Consider the following 19,148-nt stretch of genomic DNA (forward strand, 5'->3'; position numbering starts at 1 on the left):
GTCAGGCTCCCGTGCGGCTGTCCATGCGCAGCAGCATGTAGCGCGCAAGGGCAAGGATCAGGAAAGTGATGACGAACAGGATCAGGCCGAGCGCCACCAGCGAAGACGTATAGAGATCGCCGTCGGCTTCGGTGAACTCGTTGGCGATGGTTGCCGAGATCGTCGTGCCGGGCGCGAACAGCGAGGCGCTGATGCGGTGGGCGTTGCCGATGACGAAGGTTACCGCCATGGTCTCGCCGAGCGCGCGGCCGAGACCGAGCATGACGCCGCCCATGATGCCGACGCGGGTATAGGGGATGACGACGCGGCGGGTGACCTCCCAGGTCGTGCAGCCGATGCCGTAGGCCGATTCCTTCAGCACCGACGGCACCGTGTCGAAGACATCCTTGGTGATCGAGGTGATGAAGGGCAGGACCATGATGGCAAGGATCAGCGCCGAGGTCAAAAGGCCGATGCCGTAGGGCGGACCGGCAAACAGGCTGGAGAGCCCCGGCACGTCGTGGAAAAGCTTGATGATGAAGGGCTGCACCGTCGTCTGCAGGAACGGCGCGAACACGAACAGGCCCCAGATGCCGTAGATGATGGAGGGTATGCCGGCAAGCAGCTCGACGGCGATGCCGATAGGGCGCCGGAGTGGCCGCGGGCAGAGTTCGGTAAGGAAGATGGCGATGCCGATGCCGATGGGAACGGCGATCAGGATAGCGATGGCGGCGGTGACGATGGTTCCGTAGATCGGGGCCAGCGCCCCGAAATTCTCGGTAACCGGGTTCCACGATTCGGTCGTCAGGAAGGAGAACCCGAATTTCGACAGCGCTTCCCACGAGCCGGCAACCAGCGAAATCGCCACGCCGCCGAGGATGAGCAGGACGAGGATGGCGGAAAAGCGTGTCGCCGCCCGGAAAATCGTATCGGTGAGCGCGAAGCGCCGGACCGTCGCTTCCCTGGCCCGCATGGCGGCCGACGATGGCATGGCTTCGGAGACGGCGGTCATCTGGCCCTCGCGTTTCAAGGAAGACAGGGAGGGCGCCGTGAAGCGCCCTCCTCATTCAGCAGGGATTACATGGCGGAATAGAGCGGCTTGCCGTCTTCGCCGACGATGTCCTTGGTCCACATGTCCTCGACGCTCTTGACGACCGCGTCGGGGATCGGAACGTAGTCCAGCGCCCCGGCCATGTCGTCACCCTTCGCGTAGGACCAGGCGAAGAACTTGAGCGCTTCACCGGTCGCCGCCACGTCGCCGGGCTTCTTGTAGACCAGAATCCAGGTGGCCGACGTCATCGGCCAGGATTCGGCGCCCGGTTGGTTGGCCAGGATGACGCCGTAACCCGGCTGCGAGCTCCAATCGGCATTGGCCGCCGCCGCCGAGAACGCCGCCGCCGTCGGCTCGACCTTCTTGCCGTCCTTGTTGATCATGTCGGCATAGGTCAGCTTGTTCTGCTTGGCGTAGGCGTATTCGACATAGCCGATCGAGCCGCCGGTCTGCGAGACGTTGTTGGCGACGCCTTCATTGCCCTTGGCGCCGATACCGACCGGCCATTCGAGCGCGGTGTTGACGCCGACCTTCGACTTCCAGTCGGCGCTGACGTCGGCCAGATAGTAGCTGAAGTTGAACGTGGTGCCCGAACCATCGGAGCGATGCACGACCGCAATCGCCTGGTCGGGAAGCTTGACGTCGGGATTGAGCTTGGCGATCGCCGCGTCGTTCCAGTTGGTAATCTTGCCGGCGAAGATATCGGCCAGCGTCGGGCCGTCGAGCACCAGTTCGCCCGGCTTGATGCCTTCGAGATTGACGACCGGAACGATACCGCCCATCACCATCGGGAACTGTGCAAGTCCGGTGGATTCGAGATCCTCGCCCTTCAGCGGCGCATCGGAAGCGCCGAAGGTGACGGTCTTGGCCTTGATCTGCTTGATGCCGCCGCCCGAGCCGATCGACTGGTAGTTGAGACCGATGCCGGTCTCCTTCTTGTAGGCATCGGCCCACTTCGCATAGATCGGGTAAGGGAAGGTGGCGCCGGCGCCGGAAATGTCAGCTGCCATTGCCGCTGAAAGGGTGAGGGTGGACGCCGCAGCCATTGCGATCGCAACGGCCGCCGAGCGGATGAAATGTCTCATGTGGCCTGCTCCTGTTCGGAAGATGGTCTCTCGGCGCCATTCCTTGCCAGCGCCCGCTGAGGCCAATAGCGTTCGATTATAACAGTCGCATGACAGTTTCGTGTCAGCCCGGTAACGCGTCGCCGGCGCTTGGAAAGGCGATGGCGATCGGCGGCTGCGGCATGGCGCCGGTTTGCCTTCGGGAATCAGGGACTTGCGCTATCTGGCCACCCAAACAGCCCTCGGATTCGGCATGGAGCGCTGATCGAAGAAAAGCCGGACGGGAGCGCGTTGCTCGAGGCCAGAGGATGTCTTGGCCGGGCCATCGCCAAAAACAGGTCCGTTGGGGTAGATTGACGCTGCTTCATACTGGCGGTCGCTGCTCCCGCCCGTAACTAGAAGAGAGCGGAAATTCGATGCCGTCATTGTCCCGGCTGGACGCCGGCTTTGATATGGTGCGATCGCACCATAGTCTTGCTCGAAGGGCAGCGGCCGACCCCGACTGATTCTCGCCGCAATCCCGTGGAAGGCGCGAAGCCTATCCCGCGTTGCGCCGGGCCTGGCGACCGGCGCCGACCCAGCGCTCGACCTTTTCGAGCAGGGCCCTGGGGCTGATCGGCTTGGGCAGATAATCATCCATGCCGGCGTCAAGGCAGCGTTCGCGATCGCCCTTGAGCGCATGCGCGGTGACCCCGACGATCGGCACATGCGTGCCGGTTTCCTCCTCCAGCCGGCGAATGGCGGCGGTCGCCTCGAGCCCGTTCATCTCCGGCATCGAGACGTCCATCAGGATCATGGACGGATTGAGCCTGCCGAAGGCGTCCAGCGCCTTGCGGCCATTGCCGACGATCTCGAAACCGTAGCCGGTCTCGCCGAGGATCTGGGTGAAGACCATCTGGTTGACCTCATTGTCCTCGGCCACGAGGATGTCCAGCCGCTGCTCGCCGCCGGTCGCGGCAAGCCGAGGCCTGACCGGCGGCGGCTGCAGCAACGCGCGTTGGCCCGACGCCGCCACTGGCGATGGTTGCGGACCGTTCCCCCCGCCTCCCTCGACAGCAAGCGGCTGGGCGACATCGGTAGCGTGGCGATGCCGCTGGATGGTGGCGACCAGCGTTTCCAGGAGCACCGAGGAGCGTGCGGGCTTGATCAGTTGGGCATCAATGCCGAGATCGCGGTAACTGGTGTTGGCCAGCGACTGGTCGACGGAGGTCAGCATGATGATCGGCGTGTCGGCAAGCCCGGCGGTGTTGCGCACGACACCTGCCATCTCGGCGCCGCTCATCTCGGGCATCTGATAGTCGAGCACGACGCAATCGACCGGCACGCCGTAGGCGGCGGCAGCGATCAGTACTTTCAGTCCCTCGGCGCCGCTCTCGGCCGCGCAGGAATCGAAGGTCCATGACGTCATCTGCTCGGTCAGGATGGCGCGGTTGACGGCATTGTCGTCGACGATCAGCACCCGCGCGCCGGTCACATCCACCGGCATGATGCGCTGCGCGTTCTGTTGTCCGGCCCTGGGCAGCGTGACCGCGAACCAGAAGGTCGACCCCTTGCCTTCGGCGCTTTCCACGCCGATGTCGCCGCCCATCAATTCGACCAGCCGCGAGGTGATCGCGAGCCCGAGCCCGGTGCCCTCATGCCGCCTCGTCGAGGAGGTGTCGACCTGGCTGAATTTCTCGAACACCTGTTTCAGCTTTTCCTCGGGGATGCCGATCCCGGTGTCGGTGACCGAGATCGTCAGCCTGGTTCCGTCCGGCACACTTTCGCCGGTGACGTCGACGAGCACGTGTCCTTCGTCGGTGAACTTCACCGCATTGCCGAGCAGGTTGGTGACGATCTGCCGGATGCGGCCGACATCGCCGATGAACAGGTTTTCGAGCCCAGGCTCAATGCGCACGATGAGCTCGAGGTCCTTTTCCTTGGCGCGCGTCGATACCAGCGTCGCCACGTCCTCGATCGCCTCGGCGAGATTGAAAGGGGCGGGATCGAGCACCAACTGGCCGGCATCGATCTTGGAGAAATCCAGGATATCGTTGATGATGGTGAGCAGCGCATTGCCCGATTTGACGATGATGTCGGTGAAGGTCTTCTGCTTCGGATCGAGATCGGATTTGGCCAGGAGTTCGGCCATGCCCAGCACGCCGTTCATCGGGGTGCGGATCTCATGGCTCATATTGGCGAGGAATTCCGACTTGGCGCGGTCGGCAAGTATGGCGCGCTGGCGCGCCTCGCGCAGTTCCGCCTCGCGCAGCTTCAATTCGGTGATGTCGGTGGTCGACCCGATCAGGTAGAGCGACCCGTCGGACGCGATCATCGCGCCCTTGCGGGCGAACTGGTGGCGCACGCTGCCGTCCGGGAGTGTCACCGTCTCCTCGACCTCCTGGGTTTCGCCGCTGCGCAGCACCGCGAGGTCGCCATCGACGAAGGCTTCGCCGTCCGGCCCGAAAATTTCGATGTCGGTCTTGCCGATCGCGTCCTGCTTGCTGAAGCCGGTGAGATCGCACCAGCCCTTGTTGACGTAGAATTGCCTGAGATCGGAGCGCTTGGCGTAGATCGACACCGGCACGTTGTCGATCAGGCTGCGGAACACCTCGTTCTCGCGCATGCTTTCTTCCAGCGCCCGCTCGCGCGCCTTGACCTCGGTGATGTCGGTGCTGGAGCCGACCAGATGCACCGATCCGTCCAGCGCCACCAGCCGGCTCTTGCGCGTCATCAACTGCCGCACCGTGCCGTCGCGATGGGTGACGGGCTCCTCGACCTCCCTGACGCTGCCGGTGAGGGCGACCTCGGTGTCGTCCAGGCTGTAGCTCTCTCCGTCCCCGTCGCCGAACAGCTGCCGATCGGTGCGGCCGATGACGTCTTCCTTGGCGAGCCCGGTGATCGCGCACCAGGCCTTGTTGACGAACTCGATGCTGAGGTCCTGCGCCTTGATGAAGGCGGCCACGGGCAGTTCGTCCAGCACGTGCCGGAACAGGTCGATCTGCCGCATCGAATCGTGCAGCGCCTTTTCGCGGCTCTTGATCTCGGAGATGTCGACACGCACGCCGATGAACGTGCCGTCATCGGTGCGCATGTCGTAGACCTGATACCAGCGGCCGTCGGGATTGAGACGTTCGAAGGATGAGTATGGCAGGCGGTAGCGGGCGAGGATGCTGTCCAGCCAGGGATCGAGATCGCCATCATAGAGCGCATCGACCCGCGGATCGCCGCTCGAGCGGAAATAGCCGGCCGAATGACCGAGCGATAGCGCGTCGCGAAAGGTGCGGCCGGGCTGCCATGCCGGCTTCAACGCCGGCAGCGTGTCCTGCATCTTGCGGTTGGCGAAAACGAAATTGTCGTCGCGGTCGTAGATGATCACGGCGGCCGGCAGCGATTCCAGCACGCTGGCCAGGTGTTTGCGGGCGTCCTGCGCCTCGGTCTCACGACCCTTCATGTCCGAGACGTCGAAGAGGAAGCCGGCCACGTAGCTGCGGCCGCTTGCCATTCTAACGCGGTTCTTCCTGACGACGCGCGAGCAGTTGACGCCGTCGACTTCGAAGCTTTCTTCCACCTCGTAAGGGCGCCCGGTCGCCAGCACCGCGCGCTCGCTTTCCTCGAACAGCGCGACCTCGGCCGGTGCGAGAAAATTGCCGCCGGGCTTGCCAAGCATGGTTTGCGGCGTCTGGCCGAACAGGCCCGCGAACGCTTCGTTGACGAAGACGAAGCGCAGATCGTCGTCCTTGACGAAGATCGGATCCTTGACGCCGTTGATCACCGCTTCCGCCAGTCGCGCCTTTTCCAGCGCTTCGGCCAGTTCGGCTTCGCGATCCTTCATGTCGGTGACATCGACATAGGAGATGAGCCGCTTGCCGCCGGCCAGCGGGGCCAGCGATGCGACCAGGGTGCGCCCGTCATTGTGCGGCAATTGTCTGGAGCCGGCGACGCCGGCCCTGATCTCGGCCTCGCGCTCGGCGGTATGGCGCTGCCAGGCAACGTCGTCGGCACCGTAGGAATCGACGGCGCGGCTGGCCTCCATCAACTCGCGGAAGCCCGAGCCGATCCCGGCGCGCTGGGGATCGATTTTCCACAAATCATAGAAGGCCCGGTTGATCACTTCGGCGCGCAGGTCGGCGTCGAGGACCATGATGCCGATCGGCATCGAATCGACCATCGTGCGAAGATCGGCAAGGCCTCCCGAAGACGCCTCTCCTTGCTGCTTCTGTTCCAGCTCTTCGAAGGCGGCGGCCAATCCCGTGACATTGCGTCCAATGCCGCGATAGCCCGCAAATTTCCCCTCGTCGTCGAAGCGTGGAAAGCCTGAGGTCAGCACCCAGCGGCAATCGGCGCGACCTCCCTTCAGTTCGTAGACGAAGTCACGGAACGGCCGATGCGCCTGCAGATCCTCCAGATGCATTGCCGCGCTGCGGTTGCCGTTCAGGACCTGCTTCAGAAAATCGAAACGGAAACGGCCGAGCACGTTGGCCGGGTCGATGCCCGTGACCGTCTGGTAGTTGTGCGAGAGCCAGGAAAAGCGCAGCTCGGCATCGGTCTCCCAGATCCAGTCCGAGCCCGTCTCAACCAGCTGGCGTAGCATAGCCAAGTCCATGCCCTCGGCGAACGAGGCCGCGTCGTTCACCGCCATTTCGCCCGACCCGCGCTCGCCGCGCACGCCGGCTGTCTCGTTCGCTTCAGCCATGCCGTCCCCACCCCGAATCCAAGGCCGAACCCTCCCTCCGCGGTTCGTCGGCGGAATGTGCCCGAGAAGCATTAACGATCCGCTAACCTTAACGAGCCGTTGCGCACCGGGCCGGCCCTGGCCTGCGCCATTGCGCCCGGTTGTCGGCTGGATCGAAGCCGCGCTATAAACCCGAACAGGGGTGTTGCTGATGTTTGGACGGATTGTGCCTTGCTTGCTGAGCGCGGCGCTGCTTTTCGGCAGTGGCTGTTCGCGCAGCTATGACGGCACGGTCGTCATTCCGCGCCCGCTCGATGCCCGGCGTTTCTGGGACCGGCCGCCGCCCAATGTGGAATACGGGCCGTCCGGAATGGAAAACGACGCTTTTCCGGCGCCGCCACAACCGCCAGCCCGGTTTTCCGAGCGCAGGACCGCGCCGCGCGCCGCACCGAGACGTCATCTTTCAAGAGTTTCGAGGCCACCTCCGCCGTCCTCCGATGAGGAAAAGCCGCTGGCATGCAGGAATGTCAGCGAACCCGGAAAGAGGGTTCGCATGGTCTGCGACTGATGGATGCCACCCAAAATTGACATTGGCTGGGAAACCGCGCCTACGCCCGGAGCGGATGATCATTCGGCTGGGAAGAAGGCCGGGCCAACTATTCTCACCGGCCGCTTGCCGGCCTCTACCGACTGATGCTGGGCCGCCCCGGAGGCTTCGGCGTCCGCCGCGGGAATTGCCGCGACGCTGCCGAGATCCGGCTTGGCCGACGGCAAGGGGATGATGGCATTGGTCATGTTTGTGGGCGTCACCGTTCTGGCCCTCAATTCGGCGACCCTGCTGTAGTAGCGTTTTAGGTCACATGCCTTGAAATTGACGTCGTCGCGGTAGCGGAATGCGGTCGGCAGATCGGTGTAGGGCTTGCGCGTGTCGAGAGCGACCATCTTTTCGGTTTCGAGGCTGACGTCGCTGAGCGTATAGAGGTCGACCCCCGGCTCGTCGCAGATGTAGCGGCATTGATCGGCCATATCCTTCACATCGTCGCTGCCGGCGAACTGCGACTTGGGTGCTGGGAAGAAATATCCATCCGAAAGGCGCACACAGAACAGCATAGCGTTGCCGGCGCCCGTTGCCCTCGCCGCTGGCGCCGTCACAGACACCGATTGGGTCTTCGCCGCCGCGCGCTTTGCCGCTGGCGCGCAGCCAAGCGCGACAAAACGCGCCCGCAGCCCCGACATGTCCCGGCCTGAATTGGAGGCCGCCGCGATCCGGCGCTGCACCTCGCTCCTGTTCCTGGCAAGATCGGCGCATGCGTTGAAGAAACCACCGAGGGAATTTTTCGCCGTACACTTGCGCTGCCTCTCGATGCCTTGGATGGCGGCAAGCTGGCGGTGCAACTGGGCAAGCTCGGGGCTCGTGCCGCCGCCACGGCCGGCCGAAGACAACTGATTTCTTATTGCACTGCAACTGTCGGCATAAGAACTGGACATGCCGAGCGCGAGCACGGTCAGGGTGACGAACGCGATCATCATGGGGGACCAGAAACGGATCATCGGAAGGACGCGGCCCTTGTTGCTGAGAACCTGGAATGACAACTCTTTCGACTTCGGTAAGCTTTCACTAAATGAGTTTTATCTAATCTTTCTAGCCTCCATGCATTGAGAGACTTGTCTCTAGTTTAATAGAAGAACCTCTGTGAATTCAATATTGCATTTTTATTTCAAGATTGAGACGAACTGCAAAACAATGCAGCCGGACCGATGGCTGGCAGGCCTGCCGGATCACTCCGGCGTTATCGGCATCCGGCCCTGAAACCTTTGCCCGGCCTTTCGCGTTGAAGCGCGAAGGAGAACGCAGATGTCGATCCAGGTCACGGTATCGGAACTGACAAGAAATCTTTTTCATTCCCTGGGACTTGATCCGAGGCCCCTGAGCGCCGAGCAAAACCTGCTGCTGGAATGCTATCTGGCCGGGCAAATCCCGGAATCGGCCTGGAACGACTACGTCTTCGAGACACCCGACCTGGCGCGGCACGCCGAGGCGCGGCGTACCAGCCACTGACCGATGAGGGCGGTGCCGGGCGAGATGGTTTGGTAGTAGCTACCTGAGCGGCTCACTGACGCCGGCAGATGTTTTCCCTCAGGAATTGCGTAAAAAATGGAAGCGGGATCGGCGATCCGCCGAATGCCGAACGGCGCAACACATAAGCCGCGGCGCGCCCTGCGCGGAGAGTTGCGGAAAACAGCTATTCGCCGACCTTGGGAGAGACGAATTGCAAGGTGAACACGTTGCCGGCAATCCCTTGCGCGAGTTGCGGCGAAAGGCTGAGCGGCGTGCAATTCTTCACCGCGGCCGTTGCGGCGTCGATAAACGACTTTCGCGCCTTGTCGTCGCCGGCCACCTTGGCGGCGGTCGGCCGTGGCGGACCAAGCAGCGTGCCGTCGCGCTTGAAGCTGAAGCTCAGCGTGACGATGGAATTTCCAGCATCCGCTGGCGGCGTCCAGCATGCCTGGATCGCCGTGCCGACTTCGTCCATCGTGTTGAGCTGAGCGGCAGCCGACGGGGATGTGGCGCCCATCACCACCGCGCCGGCAATCAGGAGCATTCCAGCGGTTCTTTTCATTGCAATTCCTCGACCTTCGACCCTCTCCAGCCGCCCACGTGCGCACGGCAGGATTGATGGTAGGGCCTGAAATGGCAAGGACAATATGCTTTGACGAAGGTATTGCCGAAAGCATTGGAGGCGGCCTTACCGCAACGGCCGGCCAAAAAACAAAAGGCCGGCGTGAGCCGACCTTTGTTTTCACCGCAGCGCCAGTACATCCGTGGTCGCGGGTGAATTGTCTCCAGTAGACAGGTTATAGGTAAACGAAACCTTAACCGACGCCCGCCTCCACGCCATAGCTCCGAACCCGGCTCCAGCCAGCGTTCCATGCACTGTATCTGACGGAGCGCTCGAGCGGGGGCGGCTGAATATTGTTCGATGCTGGGGATCAACGGCTAAGCCGTTTTTCTTGGTACGCCCAAGGGGAATCGAACCCCTGTTCCCGCCGTGAGAGGGCGGTGTCCTGACCGCTAGACGATGGGCGCGTTCAAGAACCGGCGATATAGGCTGGCGGCGGAGAAAAAGCAACTGGGGTTCCGCCGGCTTTCCCGGGATCAAGAAAAAGCCGGCCGGTGCTAGCGTTTGGGCTCGATCAGGTCCCATAGATTGCCGTGGAGATCGGCGAAAACCGCCACCGTGCCGTAGGGCTCCAAGCGCGGTGGCTCGCGAAATTCGACGCCCTTCGCCACCATCGCCGCATGATCGCGGGCGAAGTCGTCGGTTTCGAGGAAGAGAAAAACCCGCCCGCCGGTCTGGTTGCCGATGCTCTTTCTTTGTGCCTCGTCGGAGGCCTCGGCCAGAAGCAGCCGCGCGCCGCGCCCGCTGGCCGGCGCCACCGTCACCCAGCGCTTGCCGCCGCCAAGGTCCACATTCTCCAGGAGCACAAAGCCCATCCGCCCGACATACCAGTCGATCGCCTCGTCATAGCTGTCGACGACCAGCGCGACGGTGGCGATATGACGGTTTTCGGCAAAGCCGGTCATTTCTGCGGCAAACTTGTTTGCTGCATTGTCGCCGGGCTTCATTTGTTGCGGATTGCAAAGCGGCCGATTATGCGCCGCTCGCCCATATCGTAGACGAAGATCGTGCGGCTGCCATCAACGAGTTCGGCGTCGATCGAGACGCGATTGCCGGACAGCGACTGGCTGACCACCCTGGCGCCGACCGGCAGCACGATGTCTCCGCTGAGCGGCTCGCCGGCGGGCACCTGGATGTCGCCGGCCAGCGGCGGGCTCACCGGCGCTGCCTTGCGGGATTTGTAGACAATCGCCGCGATCACCACCATAAGGGCCAGCAACAGCAGGCCGAGATTGATGGCCATGAAGCGGATGAGCCTGCCGCGCACCTTTTCGATCTCGGGGTTGAGCGGCTTTTCCCCGCCTTCAACAACGGCGTCTTCGTCGGCGGCGGGGCGGGCCATGGCAAACATTCCGGAACGATTCTCGATGAGCGCTCATAACGAAGAGGCCCCCGGATTGATAGAGGACCAATTCATGCAGGCAGAACCGACCGTGCTCGTGGCCGGAGCCGACGATGCCGGCCAGCGCCTCGATCAGTGGCTGGCAGGCAGGCTCGGCCCGGACATGTCGCGCAGTCGCGTGCAGATGCTGATCAGGCAGGGCGCGGTCTTGGTCGACGGCAAGGCCGTTGTCGAGACCAAGCGCAAGATGTCGCCGGGCGAAACTGTCTCGGTCGCCATGCCGGAGCCGGAACCGGCGGAGCCACAGGGGGAAAACATCGCCCTCGATATCCTCTACGAAGATGACGAACTGATCGTCATCAACAAACCCGCCGGGCTTGTCGTCCATCCCGGCGCCGGCAATTGGACCGGCACGCTGGTCAATGCGCTGATCCATCATTGCGGCGACAGCCTGTCCGGCATCGGCGGCGTGCGCCGGCCGGGCATCGTCCATCGCCTCGACAAGCAAACCAGCGGCGTCATGGTCGTGGCCAAGACCGACCGCGCCCACAAGGCGCTTTCGGAGGCCTTTGCCGATCACGGCCTGACAGGCGATCTCGAGCGCGCCTACCTGGCGCTGGTCTGGGGCATACCGCAGCGGCCGGCCGGAACGGTGGATGCCCCGCTCGGCCGCGCCGCCGACCGTGTACGGCGCGCCGTGGTACCCGAAGGACGCGACGATGCCCGCCACGCCGTCACCCATTTTGCGGTGCAGGAGCGCTTCGGCGAAAACCAAAAGGAATTCGCAACCGCAAGTCTGGTCGAATGCCGGCTAGAGACCGGCCGCACCCATCAGATCCGCGTCCACATGGCCCATATCGGTCATCCGGTACTCGGTGATCCCGATTACGGCCAGGCCTTTCGCACCAAGGCGAACCGGTTGCCCGAACCGCTGAGAAGCCAGGTCAAGGCATTTTCCCGGCAAGCTTTGCACGCCTGGCTCCTTGAATTTCGCCATCCGACTACCCATCTATCCATGAGGTTCGAGGCACCGATACCGAGGGACATGGAGGAAGTCGTCGGCGGCTTGCGCAATCTGTGATCCGCCACTGGCAAGCTTCAAATCAACCGTCAAAAAACCTGACTGGCGTTGTTCACTTCAGCGTGACACACTGTTTCGTGTTGAACAAATGCCTGTCTTTTCTGGTTTTGTTCCTGTATATATCCGATGTCGCGAGCAAGCCTTTGGTGCTCGCGTCACATGCCCGCCTCGTTTCGGGGGCATCACTCCAATAGAGAGGGGGCGCTATCATGGCCCAGTCACTACCCAGTATCGTTTCCGGCGAAGGCGGCCTCAGCCGCTACCTGGAAGAGATCCGCCGCTTTCCGATGCTTCAGCCGCAGGAAGAGTACATGCTCGCCAAGCGTTATGCCGAGCATGAGGACACTTCCGCCGCGCACAAGCTCGTCACCAGCCATTTGCGGCTCGTCGCCAAGATCGCCATGGGCTATCGCGGCTACGGCCTGCCGATCGGCGAAGTGATCTCGGAAGGCAATGTCGGCCTGATGCAGGCCGTCAAGAAATTCGAGCCCGAGCGTGGCTTCCGCCTCGCGACCTACGCCATGTGGTGGATCAAGGCCTCGATCCAGGAATACATCCTGCGCTCGTGGAGCCTGGTCAAGATGGGCACGACCGCCAACCAGAAGCGTCTGTTCTTCAACCTGCGCAAGGTGAAGGGCAAGATCCAGGCGCTTGACGACGGCGACCTCAAGCCCGACCAGATCGCCGAAATCGCCACGAGGCTGAACGTCTCGGAAGCGGAAGTCGTGTCGATGAACCGCCGCCTGTCGGGCGACGCCTCGCTCAACGCGCCGATCCGGGCGACGGAAGGCGAGTCCGGCGAATGGCAGGACTGGCTGGTCGACGACCACGAAAGCCAGGAAGAGATGCTGATCGAGCAGGACGAGCTGGAAAACCGGCGCGGCATGCTGTCAGGCGCCCTTGCGGTGCTCAACGAACGCGAACGGCGCATCTTCGAGGCGCGCCGCCTCGCCGATGAGCCGCTGACCCTGGAAGAACTGTCGGCCGAGTTCGACATCAGCCGCGAGCGCGTGCGCCAGATCGAAGTGCGCGCTTTCGAGAAGGTGCAGGATGCGGTCAAGGCCGCCGCCAAGCGCCAGACCCAGGCGCTGCGCACCATCGAGGCGCAGCCGGCGGCTTAAAAGCCAAGTTCGGCAACGAAACATCCAGGCGGCGTCAGGAAACTGGCGCCGCCTTTTTCGTATACCGCATCGGCTGCCGTGATTGCTTCAAAGCCCATCCAGCGGAAATTTCAGATACCGTCGGCCATTGGCTTCCGGTTCCGGCAGGCGTCCGCCATTCATGTTGACCTGTAGCGCATGCAGGATCAGCCTCGGCATCGGCAATGTCCGGTCGCGCGCCTCGCGAAGGGCAACGAACTCGGCCTCGCTGCGCGCGGCGGCAAGATGAATGTTGTCGGCTTTCTGCGCGGCAACCGTGCTCTCCCATAGCGCCTGACGCCCGCCGGGCTGATAGTCATGGCCGACAAAGACGCGCGTGTCCTCCGGCAAGGCTAGAATGTCCTGGATCGAGTGCCACAGGCGCGCGGCACTGCCACCGGGAAAATCCGTTCTTGCGGTGCCGCTGTCGGGCATGAACAGCGTGTCGTGCACGAAGGCTGCATCCCCGATCACATAGGTGATCGACGCCAGCGTGTGCCCGGGCGAGAAAAGCACCCTTGCTGGAAGCGTCCCCACCCGAAAAGTCTCGCCGTCACCGAACAGCCGATCCCACTGCGAACCGTCGGCGGGAAAGTCCGGCCAATTGTAGATCGCCTTCCACAATTTCTGGACGTCGACGATCCTCTCGCCGATCGCCGTCGGCGCCCCGGTCTTCTGCTTCAGGTACTGCGCGGAAGAGAAATGGTCGGCATGCGGATGGGTGTCGAGGATCCATTCAACGCTCAGTCCCTCCGCCCTGATGAAATCCAGCAGCGCATCGGCATTGCCGGTCGAGGTGGCGCCGGACTTCTCGTCGAAATCGAGAACCGGATCGATTATGGCGCACCGATTCGTCACCCGGTCGGCGATGACATACTGGATGGCGCCGGTCGGCTTGTCGTGGAAACCGGTGACTTCAGGCTTTGCCGAACCTAGGTCCAATCCGACTTCCCCTCCCGTTAGCCGGGCAGGAATGATTTTCTCTGCCAGAGCAACATAAGAGCATGCTTGTCTAGCAGGGCGCTGCCGTCAAGCACGCCTTGCCAGAAAAGCTACGGAAGTCGAAAAAAGCCGTCCAGGCAACTGGAGCAATTCCAAGCGGTTTCCCGGGAAAGCGCATAGCGCTTTGCCCAGGGAACTGGGCAAAAACAAATGGTCTACGCGGAAGGCTGCTTGGTCTTCCGGAGATAGGGCAGGATGGTCTCGTAGGCGCCGAAGCGCTTGATGGCGTCCTCGTTGGAAACGGCCGCGGTGATGATGACGTCCTCGCCCTGCTTCCAGTTCGCCGGCGTCGCCACCTGGTGCTTGGCGGTCAGCTGCATGGAATCGACCGCGCGCAGGATCTCGTCAAAGTTGCGGCCCGTGGTCATCGGATAGGTCAGCACCAGCTTGATCTTCTTGTCGGGCCCGATGACATAGACCGAACGCACGGTGGCATTGTCGGCGGGCGTGCGACCCTCCGAGGTCTCGCCGGCACCAGCAGGCAGCATGTCGTAAAGCTTGGCGACTTTGAGATCCTTGTCGCCGATCAGCGGATAGTTCACCGAATGGCCGGTCGCCGTCTTGATGTCGTCCTGCCATTTGCCGTGGCTTTCGACCGGATCGACCGAAATGCCGATGATCTTGACGTTGCGCTTCTTGAACTCGCCCTCGAGCCCCGCCATCGTGCCCAACTCGGTCGTGCAGACGGGGGTGAAATTCTTCGGGTGGCTGAACAGCACCGCCCAGCCGTCACCGATCCACTGGTGAAAGCTGATCGGTCCTTGCGTGGTCTCGGCGGTGAAATCCGGGGCGATATCGTTGATGCGAAGGCTCATGATGTTTCCCTACCCTTGAAATGATGCCGGCAACGGCTGGCGAGCGCTCAAATCTTTTTAACACCTCGGCGGCAACCCACAAATGCCTAAAGCCACAGGCGCCCGTCGCGCCCGCGAAAAAATTTCTCATCTTGCCGCCAAGTTCGGCAGGATTTTCCGGGGAGACCGCTTATGCCTTGTTGACGGCCAGCGTCGCCGCAAGATCTTCCATGCGCTGCGCCAGCGCGCCAAGCGCGTTGGTCAGCACGCTGTCGCTCTTGTCGGCCTTGGTCAGCGCCTCGTCGCGGGTCTTGCGCAAGGTCAGCACTTCGCTTTCCATGCCCTTGACGCGCTTCTGCAGCTCCGAGAGTTCATCCATGACCATGATGCCGGCCATGACCGTCAGCCGCTGGTCGCCGATCTCGCCGAATGAATCCTTCAGATGCGAGACGTAGCGGTCGAAACGCTCGGCGAGATCGATCAGATGCTCTTCCTGGCCTTCGTCGCAGGCCATCCGATACTGCTTGCCGTCGATGGAAACCGTGACCTGTGCCATGAGCCTACCTATCCAACACAGCGCGGATGGTTTCCATGGCGGTCACCAGTCGTCGCGACACTTCCTTGTTGGCATCCTCCAGCCGCTCGGCGCGCGCCTCGGAATTGTCGAGCTCCTGCGCCAGCCGCGAGCGGTCGGCATTCATCCGCTGCACCTCGGCCTCGGCTTCCGAATAATCGCGCTCGTGCTCGAGCTTGGCCGCGACGGCGTTTTCCAGGCCTTCCATGGCCTTGCCCAGCCTTGCGATGACTTCCTTGAGTGTCGTTTCCCCGGTCATGGCCTCGTCCTGTGCCCTGCCCATCACCGAATCGTTCGCGTTCAGAACGCGTTATCTCTGAAACATTAGGCACCGGGTGAAGGCGACGTCAACAAAGCTCTCGCGACTGTCCCCTGCTAACGCTAATATAGGCCTGCCCGCGGCATCACAAGGCCGGCAAATGCGCACCGGTTTGTTGACTAAAAGTGCGCGCCTGCTATGTGTCGCGCACGCTTTTCAAGGGCTCTCCCAAGGCCCCGAACCCCACCCCGGAGGAACCATGACGTCGCGTGAACAACATGACCGGATGGCCAATGCGATACGCTTTCTCTCCATGGACGCCGTCGAGAAGGCGAATTCCGGCCATCCCGGCCTGCCCATGGGCTGCGCCGACATTGCCACGGTACTGTTCACCCGCTTCCTGAAATTCGACGCCAAGGCGCCGCATTGGGCCGACCGCGACCGCTTCATCCTGTCGGCCGGCCATGGCTCGATGCTGCTCTACTCGCTGCTCTACCTGACCGGCTACGAAGACATGACGATCGACCAGATCAAGCACTTCCGCCAGTTGGGCTCGAAAACCGCCGGCCATCCCGAATATGGCCACGCCGCCGGCATCGAAACGACCACCGGCCCGCTCGGCCAGGGCCTTGCCAATTCTGTCGGCTTCGCGCTCGGCGAGCGCATCATGAACGCCGCCTTTGGTAACGACCTCGTCAGCCACTACACCTATGTGCTGGCCGGCGACGGCTGCCTGATGGAAGGTGTCTCCCAGGAGGCGATCGCGCTTGCCGGCCACCTCAAGCTCAACAAGCTGATCGTGTTCTGGGACAACAACAACATCTCGATCGACGGCCCGGTGTCGCTGGCTGACAACACCGACCAGGTCGCGCGCTTCCAGGCTTCCGGTTGGAACGCCAGCCACATCGACGGCACGGATCCGGAAGCCATCGCCTATGCGATCGAAGCCGCCCGCCATTCCGACAAGCCGACGATGATCGCCTGCAAGACGACCATCGGCTTCGGCGCCCCGACCAAGGCCGGCACCAACAAGGCGCATGGCTCGCCGCTCGGCGCCGACGAGATCGCCGGCGCGCGCAAGTTCTTCAACTGGGAGTCACCCCCCTTCGAGGTTCCAGCCGACATCCTCGATGCCTGGCGCAGCGCCGGCACGGCTGGCGCCGAGGCGCGCGCCGACTGGGAAGGCCGCCTCGCCAAGGCCGACGCCAAGCTCAGGGCAGAGTTCGAGCGCCGCGTTGCCGGCAAGCTGCCGTCCAACTTCGACGCCGTCATTGCCGACTACAAAAAGAAGCTCTCCACCGACAAGCCGAAGGTCGCCACCCGCAAATCTTCCGAAATGGCGCTGGAAGTCATCAACGGCGCCGTGCCGGAAACCATCGGCGGCTCGGCCGATCTTACCGGCTCCAACAACACCAAGACCAGCCAGACCAAGAACATCACGCCGGACGATTACGGCCAGCGCTATGTTCACTACGGCATCCGCGAACACGGCATGGCTGCCGCCATCAACGGTCTGACGCTGCATGGCGGCCTGATCGCCTATGGCGGCACTTTCCTGTGCTTCTCCGACTACGCCCGCCCCTCGATGCGGCTGGCCTCGCTGATGGGCATCCGCTCGATCTTCGTCATGACCCATGACTCCATCGGTCTCGGCGAAGACGGCCCGACCCATCAGCCGGTCGAGCATGTGGCGGCACTGCGCGCCATCCCGAACCACAACGTGTTCCGTCCGGCGGACGCGGTCGAGACCGCCGAATGCTGGCAGTTGGCCCTTGAATCGCAAAAGACGCCGTCGACGCTGGCGCTGACCCGACAGAACCTGCCGACCGTGCGCACCGAATTCACAGAGAAGAACCTGAGCAGTCAGGGCGCTTATGAGCTCGCCGCCGCCAGTGGCGAAGCCGCGGTGACGATCTTCGCCACGGGTTCGGAAGTCGAGATCGCGCTCGGCGCCCGCGACCTCCTGGAGAAGCACGGCCATCCGACCCGCGTCGTCTCGGTACCTTGCTTCGAACTGTTCGACAAGCAGAGCGAGGACTACCGCCGCAAGACGATCGGCAATGCGAAAGTGAAGATGGCGATCGAAGCGGGCATCCGCCAAGGCTGGGATCATATCATCGGCTCCGATGGCATCTTCATCGGCATGACCGGCTTCGGCGCCTCGGGAACGATCGAGCAGCTCTATCCGCATTTCGGCATCACCGCGGAGGCGGCCGCGAAGGCGGCGGAAGCCCGCCTGCATGGCAAGTAAGGCCGTGCATGTTGCCCAAAAGTGTATCTCGATTTTGGGACAGCGACATGTATGAAACAAGAACGCCCGGCGAAACCGCGTACAGCGGTTCCGCCGGACTGGCCTGACCTAATCGATTTAAATCCACGTCGCCGCGGCTGGATTCTTTCCGCTTCCGCCGCTATGAAGCTGCGGACCAATCGTCTGCCCTCCAGCTCCCAAGGAGAGAAAAATGACCGTCAGAGTTGCCATCAACGGATTCGGCCGCATCGGCCGCAACATCCTGCGCGCCATCCATGAATCCGGCCGCAAGGACATCGACGTCGTCGCCGTCAATGACCTCGGCCCGGTCGAAACCAACGCCCACCTCCTGCGCTACGACAGCGTACACGGCCGCTTCCCGCACGAAGTGTCGGTTTCCGGCGATCAGATCACCGTCGGCAAGGAGACGTTCAAGGTCACGGCGATCAAGGATCCGACCCAGCTGCCGTGGAAGGAGCTCGGCATCGACATCGCGCTCGAATGCACCGGCATCTTCACCGCCCGCGACAAGGCCGCCGCGCACCTGACCGCCGGCGCCAAGCGCGTCCTCGTTTCGGCGCCGGCCGAAGGCGCCGACCTCACTGTCGTCTATGGCATCAACCACGATAAGCTGACCAAGGACCACATCGTTATCTCGAACGCGTCCTGCACCACCAATTGCCTGGCGCCGCTGGCCGCAGTCCTGCACGAGACGGTCGGCATCGAAAAGGGCATGATGACGACGATCCATTCCTACACCGGCGACCAGCCGACGCTGGACACCATGCACAAGGATCTCTACCGCGCCCGCGCCGCGGCACTCTCGCAGATCCCGACCTCGACCGGTGCCGCCAAGGCCATCGGCCTGGTGTTGCCCGAGCTCAAGGGCAAGCTCGACGGCATCTCGATCCGCGTGCCGACGCCGAACGTCTCGGTCGTCGACTTCAAGTTCATCGCCAAGCGCTCGACGTCGGCGCAGGAGATCAACGAGGCGGTGATCGCCGCCTCCAACGGCAAGCTCAAGGGTATCCTGTCGGTTACCCATCATCCGAACGTGTCGATCGACTTCAACCACGACCCGCACTCCTCGATCGTGGCGCTCGACCAGACCAAGGTGATGGACGGCAACTTCGTTTCGGTGCTGTCCTGGTACGACAATGAATGGGGCTTCTCCAATCGCATGGGCGATACCGCGGTCGCCTTCGGCAAGACCATCGCCTGATCGCGGGCCCATCTTCCAGAGACTTGAAACGCCCGGCTTCGTCCGGGCGTTTTTC

16 protein-coding genes and 1 tRNA gene are annotated in these 19,148 nt (G+C 62.8%); 5 read left to right on the top strand and 12 right to left on the bottom strand.

Annotation, left to right across the window (positions count from 1 at the left end; all coding sequences use genetic code 11):
- Position 1 precedes the first annotated feature (1 nt).
- The 4 genes from pstC to LB533_RS00250 all read right to left on the bottom strand — a co-directional run bounded on the left by pstC (position 2) and on the right by LB533_RS00250 (position 8,341).
- On the bottom strand, positions 2-991 hold the full coding sequence (pstC, locus tag LB533_RS00235) for a phosphate ABC transporter permease subunit PstC (protein ID WP_140643611.1): 990 nt from the start codon (positions 989-991) through the stop codon (positions 2-4).
- Between the two features lie 65 nt (positions 992-1,056).
- A complete protein-coding gene (gene pstS / locus LB533_RS00240; RefSeq protein WP_140643612.1) occupies positions 1,057-2,115 on the bottom strand; it encodes a phosphate ABC transporter substrate-binding protein PstS in 1,059 nt (352 codons plus the stop codon).
- Positions 2,116-2,632: 517 nt separating this feature from the next.
- Entirely contained in the window at positions 2,633-6,769 is a 4,137-nt protein-coding gene (locus tag LB533_RS00245; protein ID WP_224676415.1) for a PAS domain-containing protein, read from the bottom strand.
- Between the two features lie 606 nt (positions 6,770-7,375).
- Positions 7,376-8,341 carry a DUF2865 domain-containing protein gene (locus LB533_RS00250; protein WP_224556294.1) on the bottom strand — a complete coding sequence of 322 codons (966 nt, stop codon included), beginning with the start codon at positions 8,339-8,341 and terminating at the stop codon, positions 7,376-7,378.
- Between the two features lie 262 nt (positions 8,342-8,603).
- Between LB533_RS00250 and LB533_RS00255 the strand changes: the two genes are divergently transcribed.
- Complete coding sequence (locus LB533_RS00255; RefSeq protein ID WP_140500562.1) at positions 8,604-8,807, top strand: hypothetical protein; 204 nt, start codon at positions 8,604-8,606, stop codon at positions 8,805-8,807.
- Positions 8,808-8,991: 184 nt separating this feature from the next.
- On the opposite strand, the gene LB533_RS00260 is transcribed toward LB533_RS00255, so the two are convergent.
- The 4 genes from LB533_RS00260 to LB533_RS00275 form a co-directional block, all read right to left on the bottom strand.
- Positions 8,992-9,369: a hypothetical protein gene (locus tag LB533_RS00260; protein WP_140643617.1), complete on the bottom strand. Its 378-nt coding sequence runs from the start codon at positions 9,367-9,369 to the stop codon at positions 8,992-8,994.
- A gap of 392 nt (positions 9,370-9,761) precedes the next feature.
- Positions 9,762-9,836 (bottom strand) — tRNA-Glu (locus LB533_RS00265).
- A gap of 90 nt (positions 9,837-9,926) precedes the next feature.
- Positions 9,927-10,334: a VOC family protein gene (locus tag LB533_RS00270; protein ID WP_140554190.1), complete on the bottom strand. Its 408-nt coding sequence runs from the start codon at positions 10,332-10,334 to the stop codon at positions 9,927-9,929.
- A gap of 38 nt (positions 10,335-10,372) precedes the next feature.
- Complete coding sequence (locus tag LB533_RS00275; RefSeq protein ID WP_140500558.1) at positions 10,373-10,771, bottom strand: fimbrial protein; 399 nt, start codon at positions 10,769-10,771, stop codon at positions 10,373-10,375.
- Positions 10,772-10,796: 25 nt separating this feature from the next.
- On the opposite strand from LB533_RS00275, the gene LB533_RS00280 reads away from it, so the two are divergent.
- Together LB533_RS00280 and rpoH are read left to right on the top strand one after the other, a co-directional pair.
- A complete protein-coding gene (locus LB533_RS00280) occupies positions 10,797-11,852 on the top strand; it encodes an RluA family pseudouridine synthase (RefSeq protein WP_140643619.1) in 1,056 nt (351 codons plus the stop codon).
- Positions 11,853-12,061: 209 nt separating this feature from the next.
- Positions 12,062-12,973, top strand: a complete 912-nt coding sequence (gene rpoH, locus LB533_RS00285) for an RNA polymerase sigma factor RpoH (RefSeq protein WP_027023478.1) — start codon at positions 12,062-12,064, stop codon at positions 12,971-12,973.
- Positions 12,974-13,060: 87 nt separating this feature from the next.
- On the opposite strand, the gene LB533_RS00290 is transcribed toward rpoH, so the two are convergent.
- The 4 genes from LB533_RS00290 to LB533_RS00305 all read right to left on the bottom strand — a co-directional run bounded on the left by LB533_RS00290 (position 13,061) and on the right by LB533_RS00305 (position 15,620).
- The gene (locus tag LB533_RS00290; RefSeq protein WP_140643621.1) at positions 13,061-13,933 is read right to left on the bottom strand and encodes an MBL fold metallo-hydrolase; all 873 of its coding nucleotides are present in this window, start codon (positions 13,931-13,933) and stop codon (positions 13,061-13,063) included.
- A 215-nt stretch (positions 13,934-14,148) separates the two neighbouring features.
- Positions 14,149-14,808: a peroxiredoxin gene (locus LB533_RS00295; protein ID WP_140500553.1), complete on the bottom strand. Its 660-nt coding sequence runs from the start codon at positions 14,806-14,808 to the stop codon at positions 14,149-14,151.
- A 169-nt stretch (positions 14,809-14,977) separates the two neighbouring features.
- Entirely contained in the window at positions 14,978-15,343 is a 366-nt protein-coding gene (locus LB533_RS00300; RefSeq protein WP_140500552.1) for a cell division protein ZapA, read from the bottom strand.
- Positions 15,344-15,347: 4 nt separating this feature from the next.
- Positions 15,348-15,620 carry a DUF4164 domain-containing protein gene (locus LB533_RS00305; protein ID WP_023763725.1) on the bottom strand — a complete coding sequence of 91 codons (273 nt, stop codon included), beginning with the start codon at positions 15,618-15,620 and terminating at the stop codon, positions 15,348-15,350.
- A gap of 259 nt (positions 15,621-15,879) precedes the next feature.
- On the opposite strand from LB533_RS00305, the gene tkt reads away from it, so the two are divergent.
- The gene (gene tkt, locus LB533_RS00310) at positions 15,880-17,871 is read left to right on the top strand and encodes a transketolase (protein ID WP_224676416.1); all 1,992 of its coding nucleotides are present in this window, start codon (positions 15,880-15,882) and stop codon (positions 17,869-17,871) included.
- 211 nt (positions 17,872-18,082) lie between these two features.
- Positions 18,083-19,093 carry a type I glyceraldehyde-3-phosphate dehydrogenase gene (gene gap, locus LB533_RS00315; protein WP_140554200.1) on the top strand — a complete coding sequence of 337 codons (1,011 nt, stop codon included), beginning with the start codon at positions 18,083-18,085 and terminating at the stop codon, positions 19,091-19,093.
- Positions 19,094-19,148 lie beyond the last annotated feature (55 nt).

Source organism: Mesorhizobium sp. BR1-1-13, from assembly GCF_020165515.1.
Classification (GTDB): Bacteria; Pseudomonadota; Alphaproteobacteria; order Rhizobiales; family Rhizobiaceae; genus Mesorhizobium.